Source organism: Klebsiella oxytoca (assembly GCF_009707385.1).
Lineage (GTDB): Bacteria > Pseudomonadota > Gammaproteobacteria > Enterobacterales > Enterobacteriaceae > Klebsiella > Klebsiella oxytoca_C.
In genome coordinates, this window is record NZ_CP046115.1 from 180754 (window position 1) to 201001 (window position 20248).

The 20248-nt window shown below is 54.8% G+C and carries 17 protein-coding genes; 12 read left to right on the forward strand and 5 right to left on the reverse strand.

Going from position 1 to position 20248, the window contains the following annotated elements; genetic code table 11:
* Positions 1-26: 26 nt before the first annotated feature.
* Positions 27-2045: a DNA helicase Rep gene (gene rep, locus GJ746_RS00860; protein ID WP_154678522.1), complete on the forward strand. Its 2019-nt coding sequence runs from the start codon at positions 27-29 to the stop codon at positions 2043-2045.
* A gap of 3 nt (positions 2046-2048) precedes the next feature.
* Here rep and GJ746_RS00865 read toward each other — a convergent pair whose 3' ends face one another.
* From GJ746_RS00865 to GJ746_RS00875, 3 genes are read right to left on the reverse strand one after another with little or no spacing between them, the layout of a single operon-like run.
* The gene (locus GJ746_RS00865; protein WP_154678523.1) at positions 2049-3011 is read right to left on the reverse strand and encodes a PfkB family carbohydrate kinase; all 963 of its coding nucleotides are present in this window, start codon (positions 3009-3011) and stop codon (positions 2049-2051) included.
* Positions 2995-4413: a purine-cytosine permease family protein gene (locus tag GJ746_RS00870; RefSeq protein WP_154678524.1), complete on the reverse strand. Its 1419-nt coding sequence runs from the start codon at positions 4411-4413 to the stop codon at positions 2995-2997. Before GJ746_RS00870 ends, GJ746_RS00865 begins: the two co-directional genes overlap by 17 nt.
* Before the next feature lie 18 nt (positions 4414-4431).
* Positions 4432-5448: an ADP-ribosylglycohydrolase family protein gene (locus GJ746_RS00875; protein ID WP_154678525.1), complete on the reverse strand. Its 1017-nt coding sequence runs from the start codon at positions 5446-5448 to the stop codon at positions 4432-4434.
* A gap of 221 nt (positions 5449-5669) precedes the next feature.
* Between GJ746_RS00875 and GJ746_RS00880 the strand changes: the two genes are divergently transcribed.
* Positions 5670-6410, forward strand: a complete 741-nt coding sequence (locus GJ746_RS00880) for a GntR family transcriptional regulator (RefSeq protein ID WP_154678526.1) — start codon at positions 5670-5672, stop codon at positions 6408-6410.
* Between the two features lie 89 nt (positions 6411-6499).
* Here the strand turns inward: GJ746_RS00880 and gppA are convergent, their stop codons facing one another.
* The gene (gene gppA / locus GJ746_RS00885) at positions 6500-7996 is read right to left on the reverse strand and encodes a guanosine-5'-triphosphate,3'-diphosphate diphosphatase (RefSeq protein WP_195908781.1); all 1497 of its coding nucleotides are present in this window, start codon (positions 7994-7996) and stop codon (positions 6500-6502) included.
* Positions 7997-8121: 125 nt separating this feature from the next.
* The gene (gene rhlB / locus GJ746_RS00890) at positions 8122-9387 is read right to left on the reverse strand and encodes an ATP-dependent RNA helicase RhlB (protein WP_154678528.1); all 1266 of its coding nucleotides are present in this window, start codon (positions 9385-9387) and stop codon (positions 8122-8124) included.
* Positions 9388-9728: 341 nt separating this feature from the next.
* Between rhlB and trxA the strand changes: the two genes are divergently transcribed.
* From trxA to rffA, 10 genes are all read left to right on the forward strand, one after another.
* Complete coding sequence (gene trxA, locus GJ746_RS00895) at positions 9729-10058, forward strand: thioredoxin TrxA (RefSeq protein WP_154678529.1); 330 nt, start codon at positions 9729-9731, stop codon at positions 10056-10058.
* Between the two features lie 329 nt (positions 10059-10387).
* Positions 10388-11647, forward strand: a complete 1260-nt coding sequence (gene rho / locus GJ746_RS00900; protein WP_002883293.1) for a transcription termination factor Rho — start codon at positions 10388-10390, stop codon at positions 11645-11647.
* 242 nt (positions 11648-11889) lie between these two features.
* Complete coding sequence (wecA, locus tag GJ746_RS00905) at positions 11890-12984, forward strand: UDP-N-acetylglucosamine--undecaprenyl-phosphate N-acetylglucosaminephosphotransferase (protein WP_154678530.1); 1095 nt, start codon at positions 11890-11892, stop codon at positions 12982-12984.
* Between the two features lie 21 nt (positions 12985-13005).
* A complete protein-coding gene (wzzE, locus tag GJ746_RS00910) occupies positions 13006-14052 on the forward strand; it encodes an ECA polysaccharide chain length modulation protein (protein ID WP_154678531.1) in 1047 nt (348 codons plus the stop codon).
* Between the two features lie 56 nt (positions 14053-14108).
* Positions 14109-15239 carry a non-hydrolyzing UDP-N-acetylglucosamine 2-epimerase gene (wecB, locus tag GJ746_RS00915; protein WP_154678532.1) on the forward strand — a complete coding sequence of 377 codons (1131 nt, stop codon included), beginning with the start codon at positions 14109-14111 and terminating at the stop codon, positions 15237-15239.
* The gene (wecC, locus tag GJ746_RS00920) at positions 15236-16498 is read left to right on the forward strand and encodes a UDP-N-acetyl-D-mannosamine dehydrogenase (protein WP_154678533.1); all 1263 of its coding nucleotides are present in this window, start codon (positions 15236-15238) and stop codon (positions 16496-16498) included. Before wecB ends, wecC begins: the two co-directional genes overlap by 4 nt.
* Positions 16495-17562, forward strand: coding sequence for a dTDP-glucose 4,6-dehydratase (gene rffG, locus GJ746_RS00925; protein WP_154678534.1), 1068 nt, complete (start codon positions 16495-16497; stop codon positions 17560-17562). The genes wecC and rffG overlap by 4 nt, the downstream gene beginning before the upstream one ends.
* Positions 17563-17579: 17 nt before the next feature.
* Positions 17580-18461, forward strand: coding sequence for a glucose-1-phosphate thymidylyltransferase RfbA (gene rfbA / locus GJ746_RS00930; RefSeq protein ID WP_154678535.1), 882 nt, complete (start codon positions 17580-17582; stop codon positions 18459-18461).
* On the forward strand, positions 18439-19113 hold the full coding sequence (gene rffC / locus GJ746_RS00935; RefSeq protein ID WP_154678536.1) for a dTDP-4-amino-4,6-dideoxy-D-galactose acyltransferase: 675 nt from the start codon (positions 18439-18441) through the stop codon (positions 19111-19113). The genes rfbA and rffC overlap by 23 nt, the downstream gene beginning before the upstream one ends.
* Positions 19114-19117: 4 nt before the next feature.
* On the forward strand, positions 19118-20248 hold the full coding sequence (gene rffA, locus GJ746_RS00940; RefSeq protein ID WP_154682611.1) for a dTDP-4-amino-4,6-dideoxygalactose transaminase: 1131 nt from the start codon (positions 19118-19120) through the stop codon (positions 20246-20248).

Consider the following 20248-nt stretch of genomic DNA (forward strand, 5'->3'; position numbering starts at 1 on the left):
GTTCGAAGATTGAGCAAAATACTCCCATGCGTTTAAACCCTGGCCAACAACAAGCCGTCGAATTCGTTACCGGACCGTGCCTGGTGCTGGCGGGAGCCGGCTCCGGTAAGACCCGCGTTATAACTAATAAAATCGCCCACCTGATCCGCGGCTGCGGTTATCAGGCGCGCCATATTGCGGCAGTCACCTTTACCAATAAGGCGGCGCGTGAGATGAAAGAGCGCGTCGGGCAAACGCTGGGGCGCAAAGAAGCACGCGGTCTGATGATCTCCACCTTCCACACGCTGGGGCTGGATATCATTAAACGCGAGTACGCCGCGTTGGGGATGAAATCTAATTTTTCGCTGTTCGACGATACTGACCAGGTGGCGCTGTTAAAAGAGCTCACCGAGGGACTGATCGAAGACGATAAAGTGGTGCTCCAGCAGCTGATCTCAACGATCTCCAACTGGAAAAACGATCTGAAAACTCCTTCCCAGGCCGCCGCCGGCGCAAAAGGAGAGCGGGATCGGATCTTTGCCCACTGCTACGGGCTGTACGACGCGCATATGAAAGCCTGTAACGTACTCGACTTCGACGATCTCATTTTACTACCGACGCTGCTGCTGCAGCGCAACGAAGAAGTGCGGGAGCGCTGGCAGAACAGGATTCGCTATTTGCTGGTGGACGAATACCAGGATACCAACACCAGCCAGTATGAGCTGGTGAAGCTGCTGGTGGGGCAGCGGGCGCGCTTTACCGTGGTCGGTGATGACGATCAGTCAATCTACTCCTGGCGTGGCGCACGGCCGCAGAACCTGGTACTGCTTAGTCAGGATTTCCCGGCGCTGCAGGTGATCAAGCTGGAACAGAACTACCGTTCTTCCGGGCGTATCCTGAAGGCGGCGAATATCCTGATAGCCAATAATCCCCATGTCTTCGAAAAGCGCCTGTTTTCCGAACTGGGCTATGGCGTAGAACTGAAAGTGCTCTCTGCCAACAATGAAGATCACGAAGCGGAACGCGTTGCCGGTGAACTGATCGCCCATCACTTTATTAATAAAACCGCTTATAAGGACTATGCGATCCTGTATCGCGGCAACCATCAGTCGCGGGTTTTTGAAAAGATGCTGATGCAGAACCGCATCCCGTACAAAATTTCCGGCGGCACGTCGTTCTTTTCCCGCCCGGAAATTAAAGACCTGCTGGCCTATCTGCGCGTGCTGACCAATCCTGATGATGACAGCGCTTTCATGCGTATTGTGAATACGCCGAAGCGTGAAATCGGTTCGGCGACCCTGAAAAAGCTGGGCGAATGGGCGATGGGGCGCAACAAAAGTATGTTTACCGCCAGCTTCGATATGGGTTTGACCCAGACGCTGAGCGGGCGCAGCTATGAGTCTTTGACCCGTTTTACCCACTGGCTGCGGGAGATCCAGCAGCTCTCGGAGCGCGAGCCGATTGCGGCCGTCCGCGACCTGATCCGCGGCGTGGATTATGAGTCCTGGCTCTATGAGACCTCGCCCAGTCCGAAAGCCGCCGAAATGCGGATGAAAAACGTCAATACGCTGTTCACGTGGATGACCGAAATGCTTGAAGGCAGCGAGATCGATGAACCGATGACGCTGACGCAGGTGGTCACCCGCTTCACCCTGCGCGATATGATGGAGCGCGGCGAGTCGGATGAGGAGACGGATCAGGTTCAGCTGATGACGCTTCATGCTTCCAAAGGACTGGAGTTCCCGTACGTCTATCTGGTTGGCATGGAAGAAGGGCTGCTGCCGCACCAGAGCAGCATTGATGAAGACAACGTCGATGAAGAGCGCCGTCTGGCCTATGTTGGTATTACCCGCGCGCAGAAAGAGCTGACTTTTACCTTGTGCAAAGAGCGCCGTCAGTACGGCGAGCTGGTGCGACCGGAGCCGAGCCGTTTCCTGCTTGAATTGCCGCAGGACGACCTGATTTGGGAGCAGGAGCGCAAAGTTATTTCGGCGGAAGAGCGCATGCATAAAGGCCAGGCGAACGTCGCCAACATCCGGGCGATGCTGGCGAAAGCGCGTAAATAGCGGTTAGCGGCAATTTTGTTGTTGGATCTGGAACTGACGTAGTTCTTCACGATTCGGGGCGCCGTCTGAACCTGGCCTGCTCACGACAATTGCCGCAATTTCATTACCCAGCCGCGTGGCCTGACGCAGACTCATTCCGCAGGACAGCCCGGCGATAGTACCGGCGCAGTGGCTATCTCCTGCGGCAATGGTATCGTGAACCTGTACGCGGCAGGCCGGGATATGCTGCGGTTGTGCGTCAGGCTCAACTACCCACGCCCCATCTTTATCAAACCGACAAATTGCCCTTAACCCCCAGTCACTGGCGAGCCGGGAGGCGGCATCGAGCGTAGCGCTGTCCCGATCGTATAAACGTGCGCATAGCACGCTGAGTTCGTCGCGATTCAGGGTGAGCACGGGACGCTTGCGCAGCAACGCCTGAATAAAGTGAATATCCAGAGCGTTAAGGCGAGGGCCAAAATCGACAAACAGCGTTTTATCTGGCGTCAGGCTCAGAATCCACTGGCGCAGCGTTTCGCTGGCCAGCTCGTAGCCTGAGACGTAAATAATTGCGTTCTTCGGCTGCGGAATTTGCGCCAGCAGCTCGGTATTCCAGTGCTGCTCACAGCCCTCAATGGTGATAAACGTCCGTTCTTTATTAGCCTCGACGAGGGCCATACACCAGCCGTTATCATGGGTAGGGTGGCGCAAGAGGACGGGTAAGTTTTCCTGCGTCATCTTTTGCGCAACGGCCTGCCCCCAGTCGCCATTACCTACCGGTATCGCGTTAATCAATGGGATTTCGAGGCGCGAGAGCGCACGGGCGACATTAAACGCGCAGCCGCCGATCTGCCGTCCGCCATCGCGGGCGGAGACGTCGCCGCCGCTTTGCGGTAGCGCTTCGAGATGGAGAATAATATCGCCAAAAGCGGCGCCGACAACCACGATCGGCAGCTGGGGCGAGAGTAGATTAGCGGTGATTGTCACGGCTGCCCCCTTCTTTCTTCGCGCCAAAAACGAGGTACAGTACCAGGCTCAGAATAAAAGAGATGAACAAGCCCAGACTGGAGTCGGCAAAAATTCCGACCGCGAAAGGCCCATCGATAAACCCGGTTTTGGAGACCATTAATCCTGCCAGCGCCCCGACAATCCAGCAGCCCAGCGCGGTACGATTGGCGCCGCTTTCGCTGAATATATCGGCTTCCGAATATCCTGCATGGCGACGCAGCCGATAAAAATCGACCATAAAAATGGCGGCCCATGCGGCCAGAAACACGCCGCAGAAAATCAGAAACGCGATGAACGGCCCAAGAAAATCTTTTGAGACAAATAGTACGTAGAGCGCGATACCCAGCACCAGCACGGCATCAAGGGCCACGGCGGAACGCTGCTGTAGCTTAATTCCCATGCTTAACAGGTTAAGGCTGGCGGAATAGAGGCTCAGTACGGCAATGGTCACGACTCCGGCTGTTGCCGCGGCCAGATAGGGGATTGCCATCCAGGAAGGCAGCAGTTTACCGATCGCTGAAATGGGGTTTTCGCTGGATGCCAGATCGGGGATCTGGGCGGTAAGCAGTATTCCGGTGAGCATCAGCAGCAGCAGGGGAAGGGCGGCGCCGCTGACAACGGCGAGGAAAATGCTTTTTTCACCGGAGTCCGGGTGCTGGTCCCGGCTATAGTCGGCACCGGCGATAGCCCAGCTGATGCCGGTACCCGCGGCGATGATTGACACTGCCGGGAGAAATCCAGTCAACCAGCTGCCTGACGGCAGTGCGAGAATAGCCTGCCAGTCCGCGGTGAAGAGTAAATAGATCACTACCAGCAACGTCATGGCGCCAAAGATACGAGTGATCCATTTTTGCATCATCAGCACGGCATTTTGGCCAAGCACGCTGACCAGCACGGTCAGGCCGCCAAACAGAAAAAGCGACAGGGCGGTGGTGGTCAGGCTCTCTTCAAAACCCATGGCGGCAAACAGCGCGACGAGGGTGAGCGTGCCGGTAATGATGTTGACCGACTCCCAGCCCATCAGGTTCACCCAGCAGAAGCTGGTGGGCGCGATATTTCCGCGTTTGCCAAAAATGACGCGCGAGAGCGTCAGTGTCGTGGTGCGGCCGATTTTCCCGGCAATGCTGGTGACGCCGACCAGCGCAAAGGAGGCAACTCCCGCGATGGCAGCCAGAATCGACTGCCAGAATGAGAGGCCAAACGACACAATGACCGCGCCGTATACCACGCCAAGAATACCGATATTCGCCGCGCACCAGACGAAAAATAGCTGCACCGGTTTTTGGGTCTGATGTACCGGGGGAACCAAACCAATCCCCAGATCCGCCATGTCGGGATCTGGCGTTTGCATATTGCCATCGTATGAAGCTTTGCTGTCCATATTGATACCCTCTGTGAATTATGCGAAGCGGTATCCTGCAAGCCGCCGTGCGTAAGGCGTGAAATCTATACTGTTGGCCTGATTAATCTGTTGGATATGACCTTCAGGGAAAGCCTCAATGCCATGAAGCGCGCCGCAGATAGCCGTCGCCATAGCACCAATGGTGTCGGTATCACCGCCCAGGTTTGCCGCCAGCATAGCGCATTTCATGGGCTGCGTTTTTGCCAGTTCAACCAGAGCAATCGCTGCCGGGACCGATTCGATGATATCCATGCCGGCACCGATGTCCTCATAAATACGCTCAATACCAGTCAGGTGGTCAGTCTCCCTGGACACCTTATCCAGCGCCAGATGAATACGATTTCCGAGAAGTGGACTAAAAGTGGACTCATATTGGCGCTGGGTTTCATTGGCGATTGATCCCAGTTCCGTTTTGATTAACGACCATTCGACACCCTCAACGGCGCGGCTGATAGCCCAGGCAATGACTACCGCGCCGGCGATGGCGATATCTGATTTGTGCGTTGGCAGGCAGGATAGACGTACCTGCTCGATGAAAAAGGTTTTATTGCGGGTGGGTAACAGACAGCCCATTGGCGCTACGCGCATTGCCGCGCCGTTGGTCACACCGTTGGCCGTAATTTCATCCAGGGCTACCCCCTTTTCGAGCGCGAGCAGGGAGGCCTTAGAGGTCGGGCCGAGGATATTTTTCTCAAATGCCTGGCAGTCTCTGGCCCACAGCAGAATATGCCTGGCGATAGCCAGTGGATCGGTCACGCCGTTGGTTTCATTCAGAGCATCCATCAAAGCGATACACTGATGGGTATCATCGGTAAACTCCGCAGCGCTAAATTCACAGGCCGCGATATTCTCTTTTGGCCCAGGAAGGAAGCGCTCTATCCAACCAAAATGATTAATTATCCGACGCTTAGGCCAGAGTTCGGAAGGCATACCCATGGCGTCTCCTATGGCTTGCCCATAAAGACAGCCAAGAATACGGCTTTCAGCAGTATATGTAGGGCGAATATCAGACATAGGCGGACTCCCTGTAAGACATGAATAAAAGTTGTACTAAAAATAAATCCAGATTAAGTCCACTTAAAGTCCTTAATGGTCACACTGTGATCGAAGACGCATTCTGATAAAAAAATGAGGTACAGGAGGCCGTAAAGCGGCGTTATGATGAGGATATAGATGCCAGTATGGGTCCACTATGATAAATCCACTGCTACTTATTCCTGGAAGGTCGAGAAATTATGTCGCAATCGCTGCTTGAGTATATAAAAGAGCGCCTGGATACCGAGGCTGCCGCACCACTTTATATGCAATTAAAACAAGCAATTGAAGCTGCGATGACGGATCGGTTACTGACTCATGGCAGTATTTTGCCTTCAGAACGCAAAATGTCTCAGGCTCTTGAACTATCGCGCGTGACCGTGGTGAAGGCGCTTGATGCGCTGCTGGAAGCCGGACTGGTGATCAAGCGTCACGGGAAAGGTACGGAGGTGAATCTGCCGGTAAGCTATAACCTTGCCAGCGGCGGATTTTCTGCACAGCTACAAAATTCAGGGACGGTATCAAACCGTTGGCTGGTGAGGGAAAAGCTGGCGGCGGATGAGTTTCTGGCCCGTGAACTGGAAATTGCTGTCGGCGATCGGGTGGCGAAAATAAAACGCGTGCGTTTAGTCGATGCGCTTCCCGTTTCTATCGAAACCATGTTTATCCCCGAGCGTTATTTACCTCGCCCTGATTTGCTCGAAGGCTCGCTGTACGCGCACTGGGCAGAAAATGATATTTTTCCCGATCTTCAGGATTACTCCCTGACGGTACATATCCCTTCGGCGGAAGAACTTAATTTGCTCGACCTGCCGCAAGGGGTGCCGTTGATGAAGATTACGCTGAAAAGCCGCAATGCGCAGGGGGAAGTGCTTGAGTACGGAACCGCATTTTGCCTAAGCAATTACTTTAATTTTGATTTCAGAGTGAAGCTGCAATAACCAGATCGGCCAGTGGTTAATGAGCGCCGTTTAGTTTTGTCCGTGAATAAAACGGGTAATCGTTTTAGGCAAAACCGATCGACTCAAGATTACTGCTCATCGACCAGCAGCGGCCAGTGAACGTAGCTCTGCCACTGGCACTCTTGTTCGACCATTTCCCGGCCCAGCGGATGATTTTCCAGCCAACCCTGGGGGAGCGTGAGCGTCAGACTCTCATCTTTGGCAGCCAGCGCAATCATCGGCAGCAGATCGTCGCGTCGACGGCTGGCAAACAGAATAGCCAGACGCAGCAGGCGACACATATGCTCCGCAACCCTTGGCGGAACCGCATTTTGTTGATGAATTGAAGAAAGATCGACGGCGTTGGTCTGATTTAACAACAGCGTTGCCAGAAGTTTTTTTTGTGCCGGGGTAAAGCCAGGCAGATCGAGATTGCGTACCAGCCAGGCGGCATGCAGAGGTGCCTGCTTATACTCCACGCTCAGGCCGATTTCATGCAGCTGGCAGGCGCTTTGCAGCAAATCGAAGCATAATGGCTCAATTTCCCAGCTATTTTCCACCTGGTGAACAAAATGGGCGGCCAGCTGGGCAACGCGCTGCGCCTGATCGGTATCCACCAGAAACCGACGCTGAATATTGCGTAACGTACGGCTGCGAATATCCTGATCGACCGACAGGTGCAGCATGCCGTAGACAAGGCCCTCACGCAGCGCACCGCCAGCAAGGGTCATGCACTGAATATTCAGCTCTTTGAAAATGGCCATCAGAATCGCCAGACCGCTTGGAAAAACGAGCGCGCGTTCAAGCGTCAGGCCTTCAATCTCCAGCTCTTCCAGACGACCGCACTGAATGGCGCGCTGTTTGAGCTGCTGCAGCTTGGCTAAGGTGATGCGTTCATCCATCCCCTGAGCCATCATGATTTCCTGTAACGCCTGAACCGTTCCGGATGCTCCTACACACACCTTCCAGCCGTGATAGCGCAGCACGTCGGCGACGGGGCGCAAAACTTCACGCGCGGCGGTTTCGGCGAGGTCGAAGTTTTCTTTAGTCAGGCTGCGATCGGCAAAATAGCGCTCCAGCCAGGTGACGCAGCCCATCGACAGGCTGAAAAGAGAGGTAGTTTGCGCGCCGGTACCGGTAACCAGCTCGGTACTGGCTCCGCCGATATCCACGACCAGGCGCTGATCGGCACCGCCGGTTGTATGCGCGACGCCCTGATAAATCAGGCGTGCTTCTTCTTCGCCGCTGATAACCTGTACCGGACAGCCGAGGATATCCCGCGCTTTCTCCAGAAACTCTCCGGCGTTCACTGCCAGCCGCAGCGTTGCGGTGGCGACCACGCGGATTTGCGTCGGGGGAATATCCTGCAAACGCTCGGCGAACAGGCGTAAACATTGCCAGCCGCGTTCCATAGCGTCCGTAGAGAGCGTGTTGTCGCTATTCAGGCCAGCGGCCAGACGGACTTTGCGTTTAATACGACTAAGGGTCTGGATGCTTCCGGCCACCTCGCGCACAACCAACATATGAAAACTATTAGATCCCAGATCGATAGCTGCATAGAGCGAGGTGGAGCTCATACACTTCATCCTTCAAGTTGCCTCTGCGTTGGCCGCGCGCGCTTACCCGAATTGCCTGACAGAGTAAGTTCATCGGAATTGGTTCTCCCGGCGCCTTGCTGCAACTTGAATGATTTTGTGTATGGCATATTGCATTAACCTGAACGACGACGATTACGTGGTGGACCGTTGCGGCGCGGGCCGTTACCCGGGCGCGCACGTGTGAGGCGCAGCGGCTTAGGCAGTTCGGTCATGAGCGCGTCAGAATTGTATTTGCTGACCGGAATCGAATGACCAATATAGGTCTCAATCGCCGGCAGGTTCAGCGCGTACTCTTCACAGGCCAGGCTGATGGAGTGACCGCTGGCGCCAGCACGGCCGGTACGGCCAATACGGTGCACGTAGTCTTCGCAATCGTCCGGCAGATCGTAGTTAAAGACGTGAGTCACGGCCGGAATATGCAGACCGCGAGCGGCGACGTCGGTCGCGACCAGGATATCAATATCGCCGCGGGTAAATTCGTCGAGAATACGCAGGCGCTTTTTCTGCGCGACGTCGCCGGTCAACAGACCAACGCGATGGCCGTCAGCCGCCAGGTGACCCCAGATATCTTCACAACGATGTTTAGTGTTAGCGAAAATAATTGCGCGGTCCGGCCACTCTTCTTCCAGCAGCGTCTGCAGCAGGCGCATTTTTTCTTCATTGGAAGGATAGAACAGCTCTTCTTTAATACGGTGGCCCGTTTTCTGCTCAGGCTCAACTTCGACATACTCGGCGTTGTTCATTTGTTCGAACGCCAGTTCACGTACGCGATAAGAAAGGGTGGCGGAGAACAGCATGTTCAGACGCTGATTCGCTGGCGGCATGCGGCGGAACAACCAACGGATATCTTTAATAAAGCCGAGATCGTACATACGATCGGCTTCATCAAGAACGACAACCTGAATGGCACCGAGATTAACATGGTTCTGTTTGGCGTAGTCGATAAGGCGACCGGTGGTACCGATCAGAATATCAACCCCGCTTTCCAGCACTTTCAGCTGTTTATCGTAGCCGTCGCCGCCGTACGCCAGACCCAGCTTCAAACCGGTCGCCTGCGCCAGCGGTTCGGCGTCAGCATGGATCTGTACCGCCAGTTCACGCGTCGGAGCCATGATTAGCGCGCGCGGCTGATTGACCTGGCGGTCAGCGATCGCCGGGTGTGTGAGAAGATAATGAAACGTTGACGTCAGGAACGCCATCGTTTTACCGGTACCGGTTTGCGCCTGCCCGGCGACATCCCGACCTTCCAGCGTTAGCGGAAGAGCGAGAGCCTGAATGGGTGTGCAATTATGAAACCCTTTTTTTTCAAGGGCTTCAATCACTGCCGGGTGCAGGGCGAAGTCGGAAAACTTCTGTTCTGTTAAATGTGTTTTGCTCATAGTGTGGTAGAATATCAGCTAACTATTGCATTAAGAAAGCGTATCCGGTGAAATAACGTCAACCTTTCGTTGGCTATGTATGAAATATTCAAGGTGCGTCTACAGCAACTGAACGAATCCTCGAAAGCTTAGACCACTAAGCGAGGCGAGGTGACAAATCTGCGATAAGCCGGTTTGAACGCGGGTTGCTTAACTTTTGCGAGGCAAAGTCCATGATGGATATTGTGACGCGGTGAGTTATAGAAAGAGGCATTCTGAAGAACAGCGTGCATAACGTAGTATCGACACGTCGTTGATGTCTGCGACACCAACACACCAGGCTTATTCCTGTGGAGTTAAATATGAGCGATAAAATTATTCACCTGACTGACGACAGTTTTGACACGGACGTACTCAAGGCTGACGGGCTAACCCTCGTCGATTTCTGGGCAGAGTGGTGTGGTCCGTGCAAAATGATCGCCCCGATTCTGGATGAGATCGCTGAAGAGTATCAGGGCAAACTGACCATTGCGAAACTGAACATCGATCAGAACCCGGGTACGGCGCCGAAATACGGCATTCGCGGCATCCCGACCCTGCTGCTGTTTAAAAATGGCGAAATTGCCGCGACCAAAGTTGGCGCGCTGTCCAAAGGCCAGCTGAAAGAGTTCCTCGACGCCAACCTGGCGTAAGCGACTTGCTATCCCGGCGTCCGGACTCCTATTTTTTGTGGATCTCTGGACGCCCGGCGAGAGTCGTGCTAAGTTAATCTCAGACTTCGTTTTAAACATACCTTTGTTTGAATCTTGTTTTACCCAAAGCGTCCCGCAAAAATGCGCGTGAGGCTTATAATCCGGGCTTATCACTCATTCCGTTTAGTCGTTTCAGTTCTGCGTTCTTTCCTGTGACCAGGCAACGTACAGACACGAGATGAAGGCCGTTAACAGGCATGGATGTTCCTGCCATACCATTCACAACATTAAGTTCGAGAATTACCCCGAGTTTAAGAACCCACACCATTATGAATCTTACCGAATTAAAGAATACGCCGGTTTCTGAGCTGATTACTCTCGGCGAAAATATGGGGCTGGAAAACCTGGCCCGTATGCGTAAGCAGGATATTATTTTTGCCATCCTCAAGCAGCATTCGAAGAGTGGCGAGGATATCTTTGGCGATGGCGTACTGGAGATACTGCAGGATGGATTTGGTTTCCTCCGTTCAGCAGACAGCTCCTACCTCGCCGGTCCCGACGACATCTACGTATCTCCCAGCCAAATCCGCCGTTTCAACCTCCGCACTGGTGACACCATTTCCGGTAAGATTCGTCCTCCTAAAGAGGGTGAGCGTTACTTTGCTCTGTTGAAAGTTAACGAAGTTAACTACGACAAGCCGGAAAACGCGCGTAACAAGATTCTGTTCGAGAACTTAACCCCTCTGCACGCAAATTCACGTCTGCGTATGGAGCGCGGTAATGGCTCAACGGAAGACTTAACCGCTCGCGTCCTGGATCTGGCCTCGCCGATCGGTCGCGGCCAGCGTGGTCTGATTGTTGCTCCGCCGAAAGCGGGTAAAACCATGCTGCTGCAGAACATCGCACAGAGCATTGCGTACAACCATCCTGATTGCGTGCTGATGGTTCTGCTGATCGATGAACGTCCGGAAGAAGTGACCGAGATGCAGCGTCTGGTCAAAGGTGAAGTGGTTGCTTCTACCTTTGACGAACCAGCATCCCGCCACGTTCAGGTTGCGGAAATGGTTATCGAGAAGGCGAAACGTCTGGTTGAACACAAGAAAGACGTTATCATTCTGCTCGACTCCATCACCCGTCTGGCGCGTGCTTACAACACCGTGGTCCCGGCTTCCGGTAAAGTGTTGACCGGTGGTGTGGACGCTAACGCCCTGCACCGTCCGAAGCGTTTCTTCGGTGCCGCACGTAACGTGGAAGAGGGCGGTAGCCTGACCATCATCGCGACGGCCCTGATCGATACCGGTTCTAAGATGGACGAAGTTATCTACGAAGAGTTTAAAGGCACCGGTAACATGGAGCTGCACCTCTCTCGTAAGATTGCAGAAAAACGCGTCTTCCCGGCTATCGACTACAACCGTTCCGGTACTCGTAAAGAAGAGCTGCTCACCACTCAGGAAGAGCTGCAGAAGATGTGGATCCTGCGTAAAATTATTCACCCGATGGGTGAAATCGACGCGATGGAATTCCTCATCAATAAACTGGCGATGACTAAAACTAACGATGACTTCTTCGACATGATGAAGCGCTCATAAGTTAAAAAAGCCAGAAAACGCCACGCTATTGCGTGGCGTTTTGTTTTCCGGGTTTGTATGATCCAGCAAGGGAAAACAAAATGGGTGTTAACGTATGCTGCGCGCAGCAGGACGGCAGGCAGAGACTGCTTTAAGGGTCTAAAATTTCTACAATAAATTTGTAATGTTCTGCTTTGCCCCTTCTGGAGTTGAGGCATCGTCGTTATACTTCCCGGATTAACTATGCTGAGAGCACATGCGTTGTGAATTTACTCACTGCTATTACTGAATTAATCAGTATTTTCTTATTCACCACTCTGTTTATATTTGTCGCGCGCAAGGCGGCAAAAAGAGTTGGACTGGTGGATAAGCCGAACTATCGCAAACGGCATCAGGGTTTGATTCCGTTAGTCGGTGGTATTTCAGTTTTCGCAGGTATTTGTTTTACGTTTGCCATCGCCGATTATTACATTCCTCATGCAAAGTTATATCTGGGCTGTGCCGGGGTACTTGTGCTGGTCGGCGCACTGGATGACCGCTTTGATATCAGCGTAAAAATTCGTGCGGTTATTCAGGCCGCCATCGCCGTCATTATGATGATGGTGGGTAATCTTCATCTCAGTAGCCTGGGCTTTATATTCGGCTCATGGGAGCTGGTGCTCGGCCCCTTTGGCTTCTTCCTCACCCTTTTCGCCGTTTGGGCCGCGATCAATGCCTTCAATATGGTTGATGGTATCGATGGTCTGCTTGGTGGCCTGTCTTCGGTCTCTTTCGCGGCAACGGGCATCATTCTGTGGTTTGATGGCCAGTACAGCCTGGCAATGTGGTGTTTTGCGATGATTGCCGCCATTTTGCCCTATATTTTACTTAATCTCGGTGCCCTTGGCCGTCGCTATAAAGTCTTTATGGGCGACGCGGGCAGCACCATGATTGGCTTCACGATTATCTGGATCCTGCTGGAAACTACCCAGGGCAAAACGCACCCCATTAGCCCAGTGACTGCGCTATGGATTATTGCGATCCCGCTGATGGATATGGTGGCGATTATGTACCGCCGCCTGCGTAAAGGGATGAGTCCTTTCTCCCCGGACCGTCAGCACATTCATCATCTGATCATGCGTGCCGGGTTCACTTCCCGTCAGGCGTTCGTACTGATTACTCTGGCCGCCGCCCTTCTGGCGTTGGTTGGCGTAGTGGCGGAATACACCCGTATTGTTCCTGAATGGGTGATGTTAATACTCTTTTTGTTAGCCTTTTTCCTTTATGGCTACTGCATTAAACGCGCCTGGAAAGTGGCGCGCATGGTTAAGCGCATCAGACGCAGAATACGGCGACACAGCGGCAATAATCCAAATTAACCAAGTAAATCTGGGGACGTGATGACTCAACCATTACCGGGAGCACAAGCAGTGAACGTTGAGAATGAGCTGGATATTCGCGGGCTGTTTCGCGCCTTATGGGCTGGAAAAAGCTGGATAGCAGGTATCGCAGTGCTCTTTGCACTGATTGTTCTGGTTTATACCTTTTTTGCTCGCCAGGAGTGGAGCGCGACGGCAATTACCGACCGGCCAACGGTAAACATGCTGGGGGGGTACTATTCGCAACAGCAGTTCTTACGCAATCTTGATATCAAGGCCAATCTTGTCTCGGTCGATCAACCTTCGGTAATGGACGAAGCATATAAAGAGTTCATCATGCAGCAGGCGTCATGGGATACCCGCCGCGACTTCTGGCTGCAAACGGACTACTACAAACAGCGCCAGTCGGGTAACGCTCGCGCCGATGCCGCTCTGCTTGACGATCTGATTAACGATATCCAGTTTATGCCCGGCGATGCGTTAAAAAGCGTTAACGACAGCGTGAAACTGACCGCGGAAACCGCTCCGGATGCCAATAATCTGCTGCGCCAGTACGTGGCTTTCGCCAGCCAGCGCGCAGCGGGGCATCTGAACGATGAGCTCAAAGGCGCCTGGGCCGCGCGTACCGTACAGATGAAAGCCCAGGTGAAGCGTCAGGAAGAGGTGGCGCGCGAGATTTTTAATCGCCGCATGAATAGCGTGGAGCAGGCGCTGAAGGTCGCGCAGCAGCACAACATTTCCCGCAGCGAAACCGATATTCCTCCAGATCAACTTCCTGATTCTGAACTGTTTTTACTGGGGCGGCCGATGCTGCAGGCCCGGCTGGAAAACCTGCAGGCGGTAGGGCCGCAGTACGATATTGATTATGACCAAAGCCGCGCCATGTTAACGACATTGAACGTTGGTCCAACCCTGGACCCACGTTTTCAGACTTACAGGTATTTGCGAACGCCTGAAGAACCGGTAAAACGCGATAGCCCGCGCCGCATGTTTCTGATGGTGATGTGGGGGATTGTGGGCGCGCTCATCGGCGCAGGCGTTGCATTATCGCGTCGCCGTGTCCAGTGAATGCAGCCTGTGGTGAAGGACATGTAGCCTTTATCACCTAATCGAAGAGAATCGATGTGAAAGTACTAACGGTATTTGGCACGAGACCAGAAGCTATCAAGATGGCTCCTCTGGTTCATGCGCTGGCAAAGGATCCTCATTTTGAGGCGAAAGTTTGCGTGACCGCGCAGCATCGGGAGATGCTCGATCAGGTGTTGAAACTTTTTTCTATTGTTCCGGACTACGACCTTAACATCATGCAGCCGGGTCAGGGGTTGACGGAGATTACCTGTCGCATCCTTGAGGGGTTAAAGCCGGTTCTGGAGTCGTTCAAGCCAGATGTGGTGCTGGTGCATGGCGATACCACCACGACAATGGCGGCAAGCCTGGCTGCGTTCTATCAGCGCATTCCGGTAGGGCATGTGGAAGCCGGACTGCGTACGGGCGATTTGAGCTCGCCGTGGCCGGAAGAGGGGAACCGGACGTTGACCGGGCATCTGGCAGCGTACCATTTTGCGCCGACGGAAACTTCGCGGCAGAACCTGCTGCGGGAAAACATTGACGACAAGCGCATCACGGTGACCGGCAATACGGTTATCGATGCGCTGTTCTGGGTGCGCGATCGGGTGTTGAGCGATGAGGCCCTGCGCAACGAACTGACCCAGCGCTACCCGTTCCTCGTCAGCAGCAAGAAGATGATTCTGGTCACCGGGCATCGTCGGGAAAGCTTTGGCCGCGGCTTTGAGCAAATTTGCCAGGCGTTGGCGGAGATCGCCGCTAACAATCCGGACGTTCAAATTGTCTATCCGGTACATCTGAACCCGAACGTCAGCGAGCCGGTAAACCGTATTCTCGGCCATATTGATAACGTCATACTGATTGAACCGCAGGATTATTTGCCGTTTGTCTGGCTGATGAATCGCGCGTGGTTGATCCTGACCGATTCCGGCGGTATCCAGGAAGAGGCGCCATCGCTCGGTAAGCCGGTGCTGGTGATGCGCGAAATGACCGAGCGTCCGGAAGCGGTCAGCGCGGGAACCGTATGCCTGGTCGGAACCGATAGCCAGCGCATCGTCAATGAAGTCACGCGCTTGCTGCATGATGAGTCTGCGTATCAGGCTATGAGCCGGGCGCATAATCCGTACGGCGATGGACAAGCGTGTCATCGTATTTTGTCTGCACTTAAAAATAATCAGGTAACGCTATGAATTTTTCTACCATTTCAGTGATTGGCCTTGGATATATTGGCCTGCCAACCGCTGCCGCGTTCGCCTCCCGGCAAAAGCGGGTGGTCGGCGTTGATATCAATCAACACGCCGTGGAGACCATTAACCGTGGTGAAATTCATATCGTGGAGCCGGATCTGGCGAGCGTCGTCAAAACGGCGGTCGAGCAGGGCTACCTGAGCGCGACTACTGCGCCGGTTGAGGCCGATGCCTATCTTATTGCGGTGCCGACGCCGTTTAAAGATCGGCATGAGCCGGATATGATTTTTGTCGAATCGGCGGCTAAATCCATTGCGCCGACGCTGAAGAAAGGCTCGCTGGTTATTCTTGAGTCCACCTCGCCGGTTGGCGCCACCGAGCAGATGGCGGGCTGGCTGGCGGAAATGCGCCCTGACCTGAGCTTTCCGCAGCAGGCCGGTGAAGCCGCAGACGTTAATATCGCCTACTGTCCTGAGCGCGTTTTGCCAGGGCAGGTGATGGTTGAGTTGATTAAAAACGACCGCGTGATCGGCGGCATGTCGCCGGTTTGCTCAGCCCGCGCCAGCGAGCTGTATAAAATCTTTCTCGAAGGCGAATGCGTGGTGACCAACTCGCGCACTGCCGAAATGTGCAAGCTGACGGAAAATAGCTTCCGCGACGTTAATATCGCTTTTGCCAATGAACTTTCACTTATTTGCGCCGATCAGGGGATTAACGTCTGGGAATTGATTCGCCTGGCGAATCGTCATCCGCGCGTCAATATTCTCCAGCCAGGCCCGGGCGTTGGCGGCCACTGTATCGCCGTAGACCCGTGGTTTATCGTGGCGCAAAACCCGCAGCAGGCGCGGCTTATCCGCACCGCGCGTGAAGTAAACGACCATAAGCCTGAATGGGTTATTGAGCAGGTTAAAACGCAGGTCGCTGATTGCCTTGCGGCCAGTGATAAACGCGCCAGCGAGCTGAAAATCGCCTGCTTTGGCCTTGCGTTTAAGCCGAATATTGATGACCTGCGTGAAAGCCCTGCGATGGCTATTGCCGCGCAAATCGCCCGCTGGCATGGCGGCGAGACCCTGGTCGTTGAACCAAATATTCATCAGCTGCCGAAAAAACTTGATGGCCTGTGCACTCTGGCATCTCTGGACGACGCGCTGGCGAGCGCCGATGTGCTGGTGATGCTGGTCGATCATAAAGAATTTAAAGCGATGAGCGGTGACAGCGTCAGCCAGCAGTTTATCGTCGATACCAAAGGGGTCTGGCGGTGAGAACGATTCTGGTCACTGGCGGCGCCGGGTTTATCGGTTCGGCGGTGGTGCGCGAAATCATCACCGCAACCAGCGATAACGTGGTGGTGGTGGATAAGCTGACCTACGCCGGAAACCTGATGTCGCTGGCGCCGATCGCTGAAGATCCGCGTTTTGCCTTTGAGCAAGTGGATATCTGCGATCGCGCCGAACTCGACCGGGTCTTCCGTCACTACCGGCCCGATATCGTGATGCATCTGGCTGCCGAAAGCCACGTCGACCGCTCTATTGACGGCCCGGCGGCGTTTATCGAAACCAACATTGTCGGCACTTATACGCTGCTGGAAGCGGCTCGGGCCTGGTGGAATACGCTGGCGAGCGATAAAAAAGACGCCTTTCGTTTCCACCACATCTCAACGGATGAGGTCTACGGTGATCTGCACGACAGCGGCGCATTTTTCACCGAAACCACGCCCTATGCGCCCAGCAGCCCCTATTCGGCCTCCAAGGCCAGCAGCGATCATCTGGTGCGTGCCTGGCAGAGAACCTACGGCCTGCCGACCCTGGTCACCAATTGCTCGAATAACTACGGACCGTATCATTTCCCGGAAAAACTGATCCCGCTGACTATCCTGAACGCGCTGGCGGGCAAATCCCTTCCGGTTTATGGCAACGGACAGCAGATTCGCGACTGGCTATACGTTGAAGATCACGCCAGAGCGCTCTATCGGGTGGCAACGAGCGGTGAGCCGGGCGAAACTTACAACATCGGCGGCCATAACGAGCGGAAGAATATCGAGGTGGTGGAAACCATTTGCGATCTGCTGGAAGAACTGGCGCCGTGCAAACCGGATGGCCTGGCGCGCTATCGCGATCTCATCACCTTTGTTACCGATCGTCCCGGCCACGACCTGCGCTACGCCATTGATGCGGCGAAAATAGCGCGTGAGCTGGGCTGGACGCCGGCTGAAACGTTCACCAGCGGGATGCGCAAAACCGTTGTGTGGTACCTGGCCAATGAAGCCTGGTGGCAGCAGGTGCTGGACGGCAGTTATCAGGGTGAACGCCTGGGTCTGCAGGCCTGAGCGTCTGAGGGGGAAAAATGAAAGGTATTATTCTGGCTGGCGGATCGGGTACCCGCCTGCATCCGATCACGCGCGGCGTCTCAAAACAGCTGCTACCCATCTACGATAAGCCGATGATCTACTATCCGCTCTCGGTGCTGATGCTGGCCGGGATTCGCGAAGTGCTGATCATCACCACCCCGGATGACCAGCGTGATTTCCAGCGCCTGCTTGGCGATGGCTCGGAGTTCGGCGTACAGCTAAGCTACGCTGCACAACCAAGCCCGGATGGGCTGGCGCAGGCTTTTATCATCGGCGAGGCGTTTCTCAACGGTGAGCCCTCATGTCTGGTGCTCGGTGACAATATCTTTTTCGGCCAGGGCTTTAGCCCGAAGCTGCGCAGCGTCGCGGCCCGCACGACCGGAGCGACGGTATTCGGCTATCAGGTGATGGACCCGGAGCGCTTTGGCGTGGTGGAGTTTGATGACGATTTCCGCGCGATTTCGCTGGAGGAGAAGCCAAAGCAGCCCAAATCCAACTGGGCGGTAACCGGCCTCTATTTCTACGACGGTAAAGTGGCGGAGTACGCGAAACGGGTTAAACCCTCGGCGCGCGGCGAGCTGGAGATCACCTCCATCAATCAAATGTATCTCGATGATGGCGCGCTAACGGTTGAGCTGCTGGGCCGCGGTTTTGCCTGGCTGGATACCGGCACGCACGATAGCCTGATCGAGGCCAGCATGTTTGTGCAGACGGTGGAAAAGCGGCAGGGATTTAAGATTGCCTGCCTGGAAGAGATAGCCTGGCGTAACGGCTGGCTGGACGACGACGGCGTGAAGCGCGCGGCGAAACGGCTGGAAAAAACTGGCTACGGCCAATACTTACTGGATTTACTCCGTGCCCGTCCGCGCCAGTATTGAGCCCCTGCAGTGGGAAAACCGCTTCTTTGGCGTCAATAGCGCCATCCTGCGCTTTGGCGATGATGCGCCGCCGCTGACGGTGGATGCGCTGGCGAACTGGTCGCGGGTACAGGCGAAAGTCGCGGCGGACGATACCGCACGTCTGGATGCGCTACAGGCATTAGGCTTCCGGCTGGTAGAGGGTGAAGTGGATCTCGCGCTTTCGCCTGCGGCTACTGGTGATATCGGCGCCGGGCCAGCGACGGAGATGGATATTCCCCGGCTGCGCGAACTGGCGGCGCAGGCTTTTGCGCAGAGCCGTTTCCGCGCGCCCTGGTACGCGGCCGACGCCAGCGGTCGTTTCTATGCCCAGTGGATAGAAAATGCTGTACGCGGAACCTTCGATCATCAGTGTCTGGTGTTTCGCGCCCCTGGCGGCGATATCCGCGCGTTTGTCTCCCTGCGCCAGCTCAATGAGCATGAGGCAAGAATCGGCCTGCTGGCCGGGCGCGGCGCCGGAGCGGAATTAATGCATGCGGCGCAGCGCTGGGCGGCGCTGCGTGGGCTGACGATACTGCGCGTGGCGACCCAGATGGGCAATACCGCCGCGCTTAAACGTTACATTCTTAGCGGTGCGAATGTCGAAAGCACCGCGTACTGGTTATACAGGTGACATGATGATTCCATTTAACGCGCCGCCGGTGGTGGGAACCGAACTTGATTATATGCAGTCCGCGATGGGTAGCGGCAAGCTGTGCGGCGATGGTGGTTTTACCCGTCGTTGCCAGCAGTGGATGGAACAACGTTTCGGCACCGCGAAAGCGCTGCTGACGCCATCCTGCACCGCGTCTCTGGAAATGGCGGCGCTGCTGCTGGATATTCAGCCGGGCGATGAAGTGATTATGCCGAGCTACACCTTTGTTTCTACCGCTAACGCCTTTGTGCTGCGCGGTGCGAAAATCGTCTTCGTTGATATTCGTCGCGACACTATGAATATCGATGAAACGCTGATTGAGGCGGCAATCACCGACAAAACCCGCGCGATTGTGCCGGTTCATTATGCCGGCGTGGCCTGCGAGATGGACACCATTATGGCTATCGCCAACAAACATAATCTGTTTGTGGTCGAGGATGCCGCGCAGGGCGTGATGTCGACCTATAAAGGCCGGGCGCTGGGAACTATCGGCCATATTGGCTGCTTCAGCTTCCATGAAACCAAAAACTACACCGCTGGCGGTGAAGGCGGTGCGACGCTGATTAACGATCGCAAGCTGGTCGAGCGCGCGGAGATCATTCGTGAAAAAGGCACCAACCGTAGCCAGTTTTTCCGTGGTCTGGTGGACAAATATACCTGGCGGGATATCGGCTCCAGCTATCTGATGTCCGATTTACAGGCGGCCTACCTGTGGGCGCAGCTGGAAGCGGCTGAGCGGATTAACCAGCAGCGCCTGGCGCTGTGGCAGAACTACTACGATGCCCTGCTGCCGCTGGCGCGTGCCGGGCGTGTCGAATTGCCCGCGATTCCTGACGACTGCGGACACAACGCACATATGTTCTACATCAAGCTGCGCGATATTGACGATCGCAGCAAGCTGATAGCCTGGCTGAAAGAGGCGGAGATTCTGGCGGTGTTCCACTATATCCCGCTGCATAGCTGCCCGGCCGGGGAGAACTTCGGCGTATTCCACGGGACGGACCGCTACACCACCCAGGAGAGCGAGCGCCTGCTGCGTCTACCGTTATTCTATAACCTGTCGAGCGTAAACCAGCGCACGGTGATTAACTCGCTGCTGAGCTATTTCTCCTGA

Bases quoted from the DNA above. Each gene is read 5' to 3' on its own strand.
- rep (WP_154678522.1), top strand. From the start codon at position 27: ATGCGTTTAAACCCTGGCCAACAACAAGCCGTCGAATTCGTTACCGGA.
- GJ746_RS00870 (WP_154678524.1), bottom strand. From the start codon at position 4,413: ATGGACAGCAAAGCTTCATACGATGGCAATATGCAAACGCCAGATCCC.
- GJ746_RS00875 (WP_154678525.1), bottom strand. From the start codon at position 5,448: ATGTCTGATATTCGCCCTACATATACTGCTGAAAGCCGTATTCTTGGC.
- GJ746_RS00880 (WP_154678526.1), top strand. From the start codon at position 5,670: ATGTCGCAATCGCTGCTTGAGTATATAAAAGAGCGCCTGGATACCGAG.
- gppA (WP_195908781.1), bottom strand. From the start codon at position 7,996: ATGAAGTGTATGAGCTCCACCTCGCTCTATGCAGCTATCGATCTGGGA.
- rhlB (WP_154678528.1), bottom strand. From the start codon at position 9,387: ATGAGCAAAACACATTTAACAGAACAGAAGTTTTCCGACTTCGCCCTG.
- trxA (WP_154678529.1), top strand. From the start codon at position 9,729: ATGAGCGATAAAATTATTCACCTGACTGACGACAGTTTTGACACGGAC.
- rho (WP_002883293.1), top strand. From the start codon at position 10,388: ATGAATCTTACCGAATTAAAGAATACGCCGGTTTCTGAGCTGATTACT.
- wzzE (WP_154678531.1), top strand. From the start codon at position 13,006: ATGACTCAACCATTACCGGGAGCACAAGCAGTGAACGTTGAGAATGAG.
- wecC (WP_154678533.1), top strand. From the start codon at position 15,236: ATGAATTTTTCTACCATTTCAGTGATTGGCCTTGGATATATTGGCCTG.
- rfbA (WP_154678535.1), top strand. From the start codon at position 17,580: ATGAAAGGTATTATTCTGGCTGGCGGATCGGGTACCCGCCTGCATCCG.
- rffA (WP_154682611.1), top strand. From the start codon at position 19,118: ATGATTCCATTTAACGCGCCGCCGGTGGTGGGAACCGAACTTGATTAT.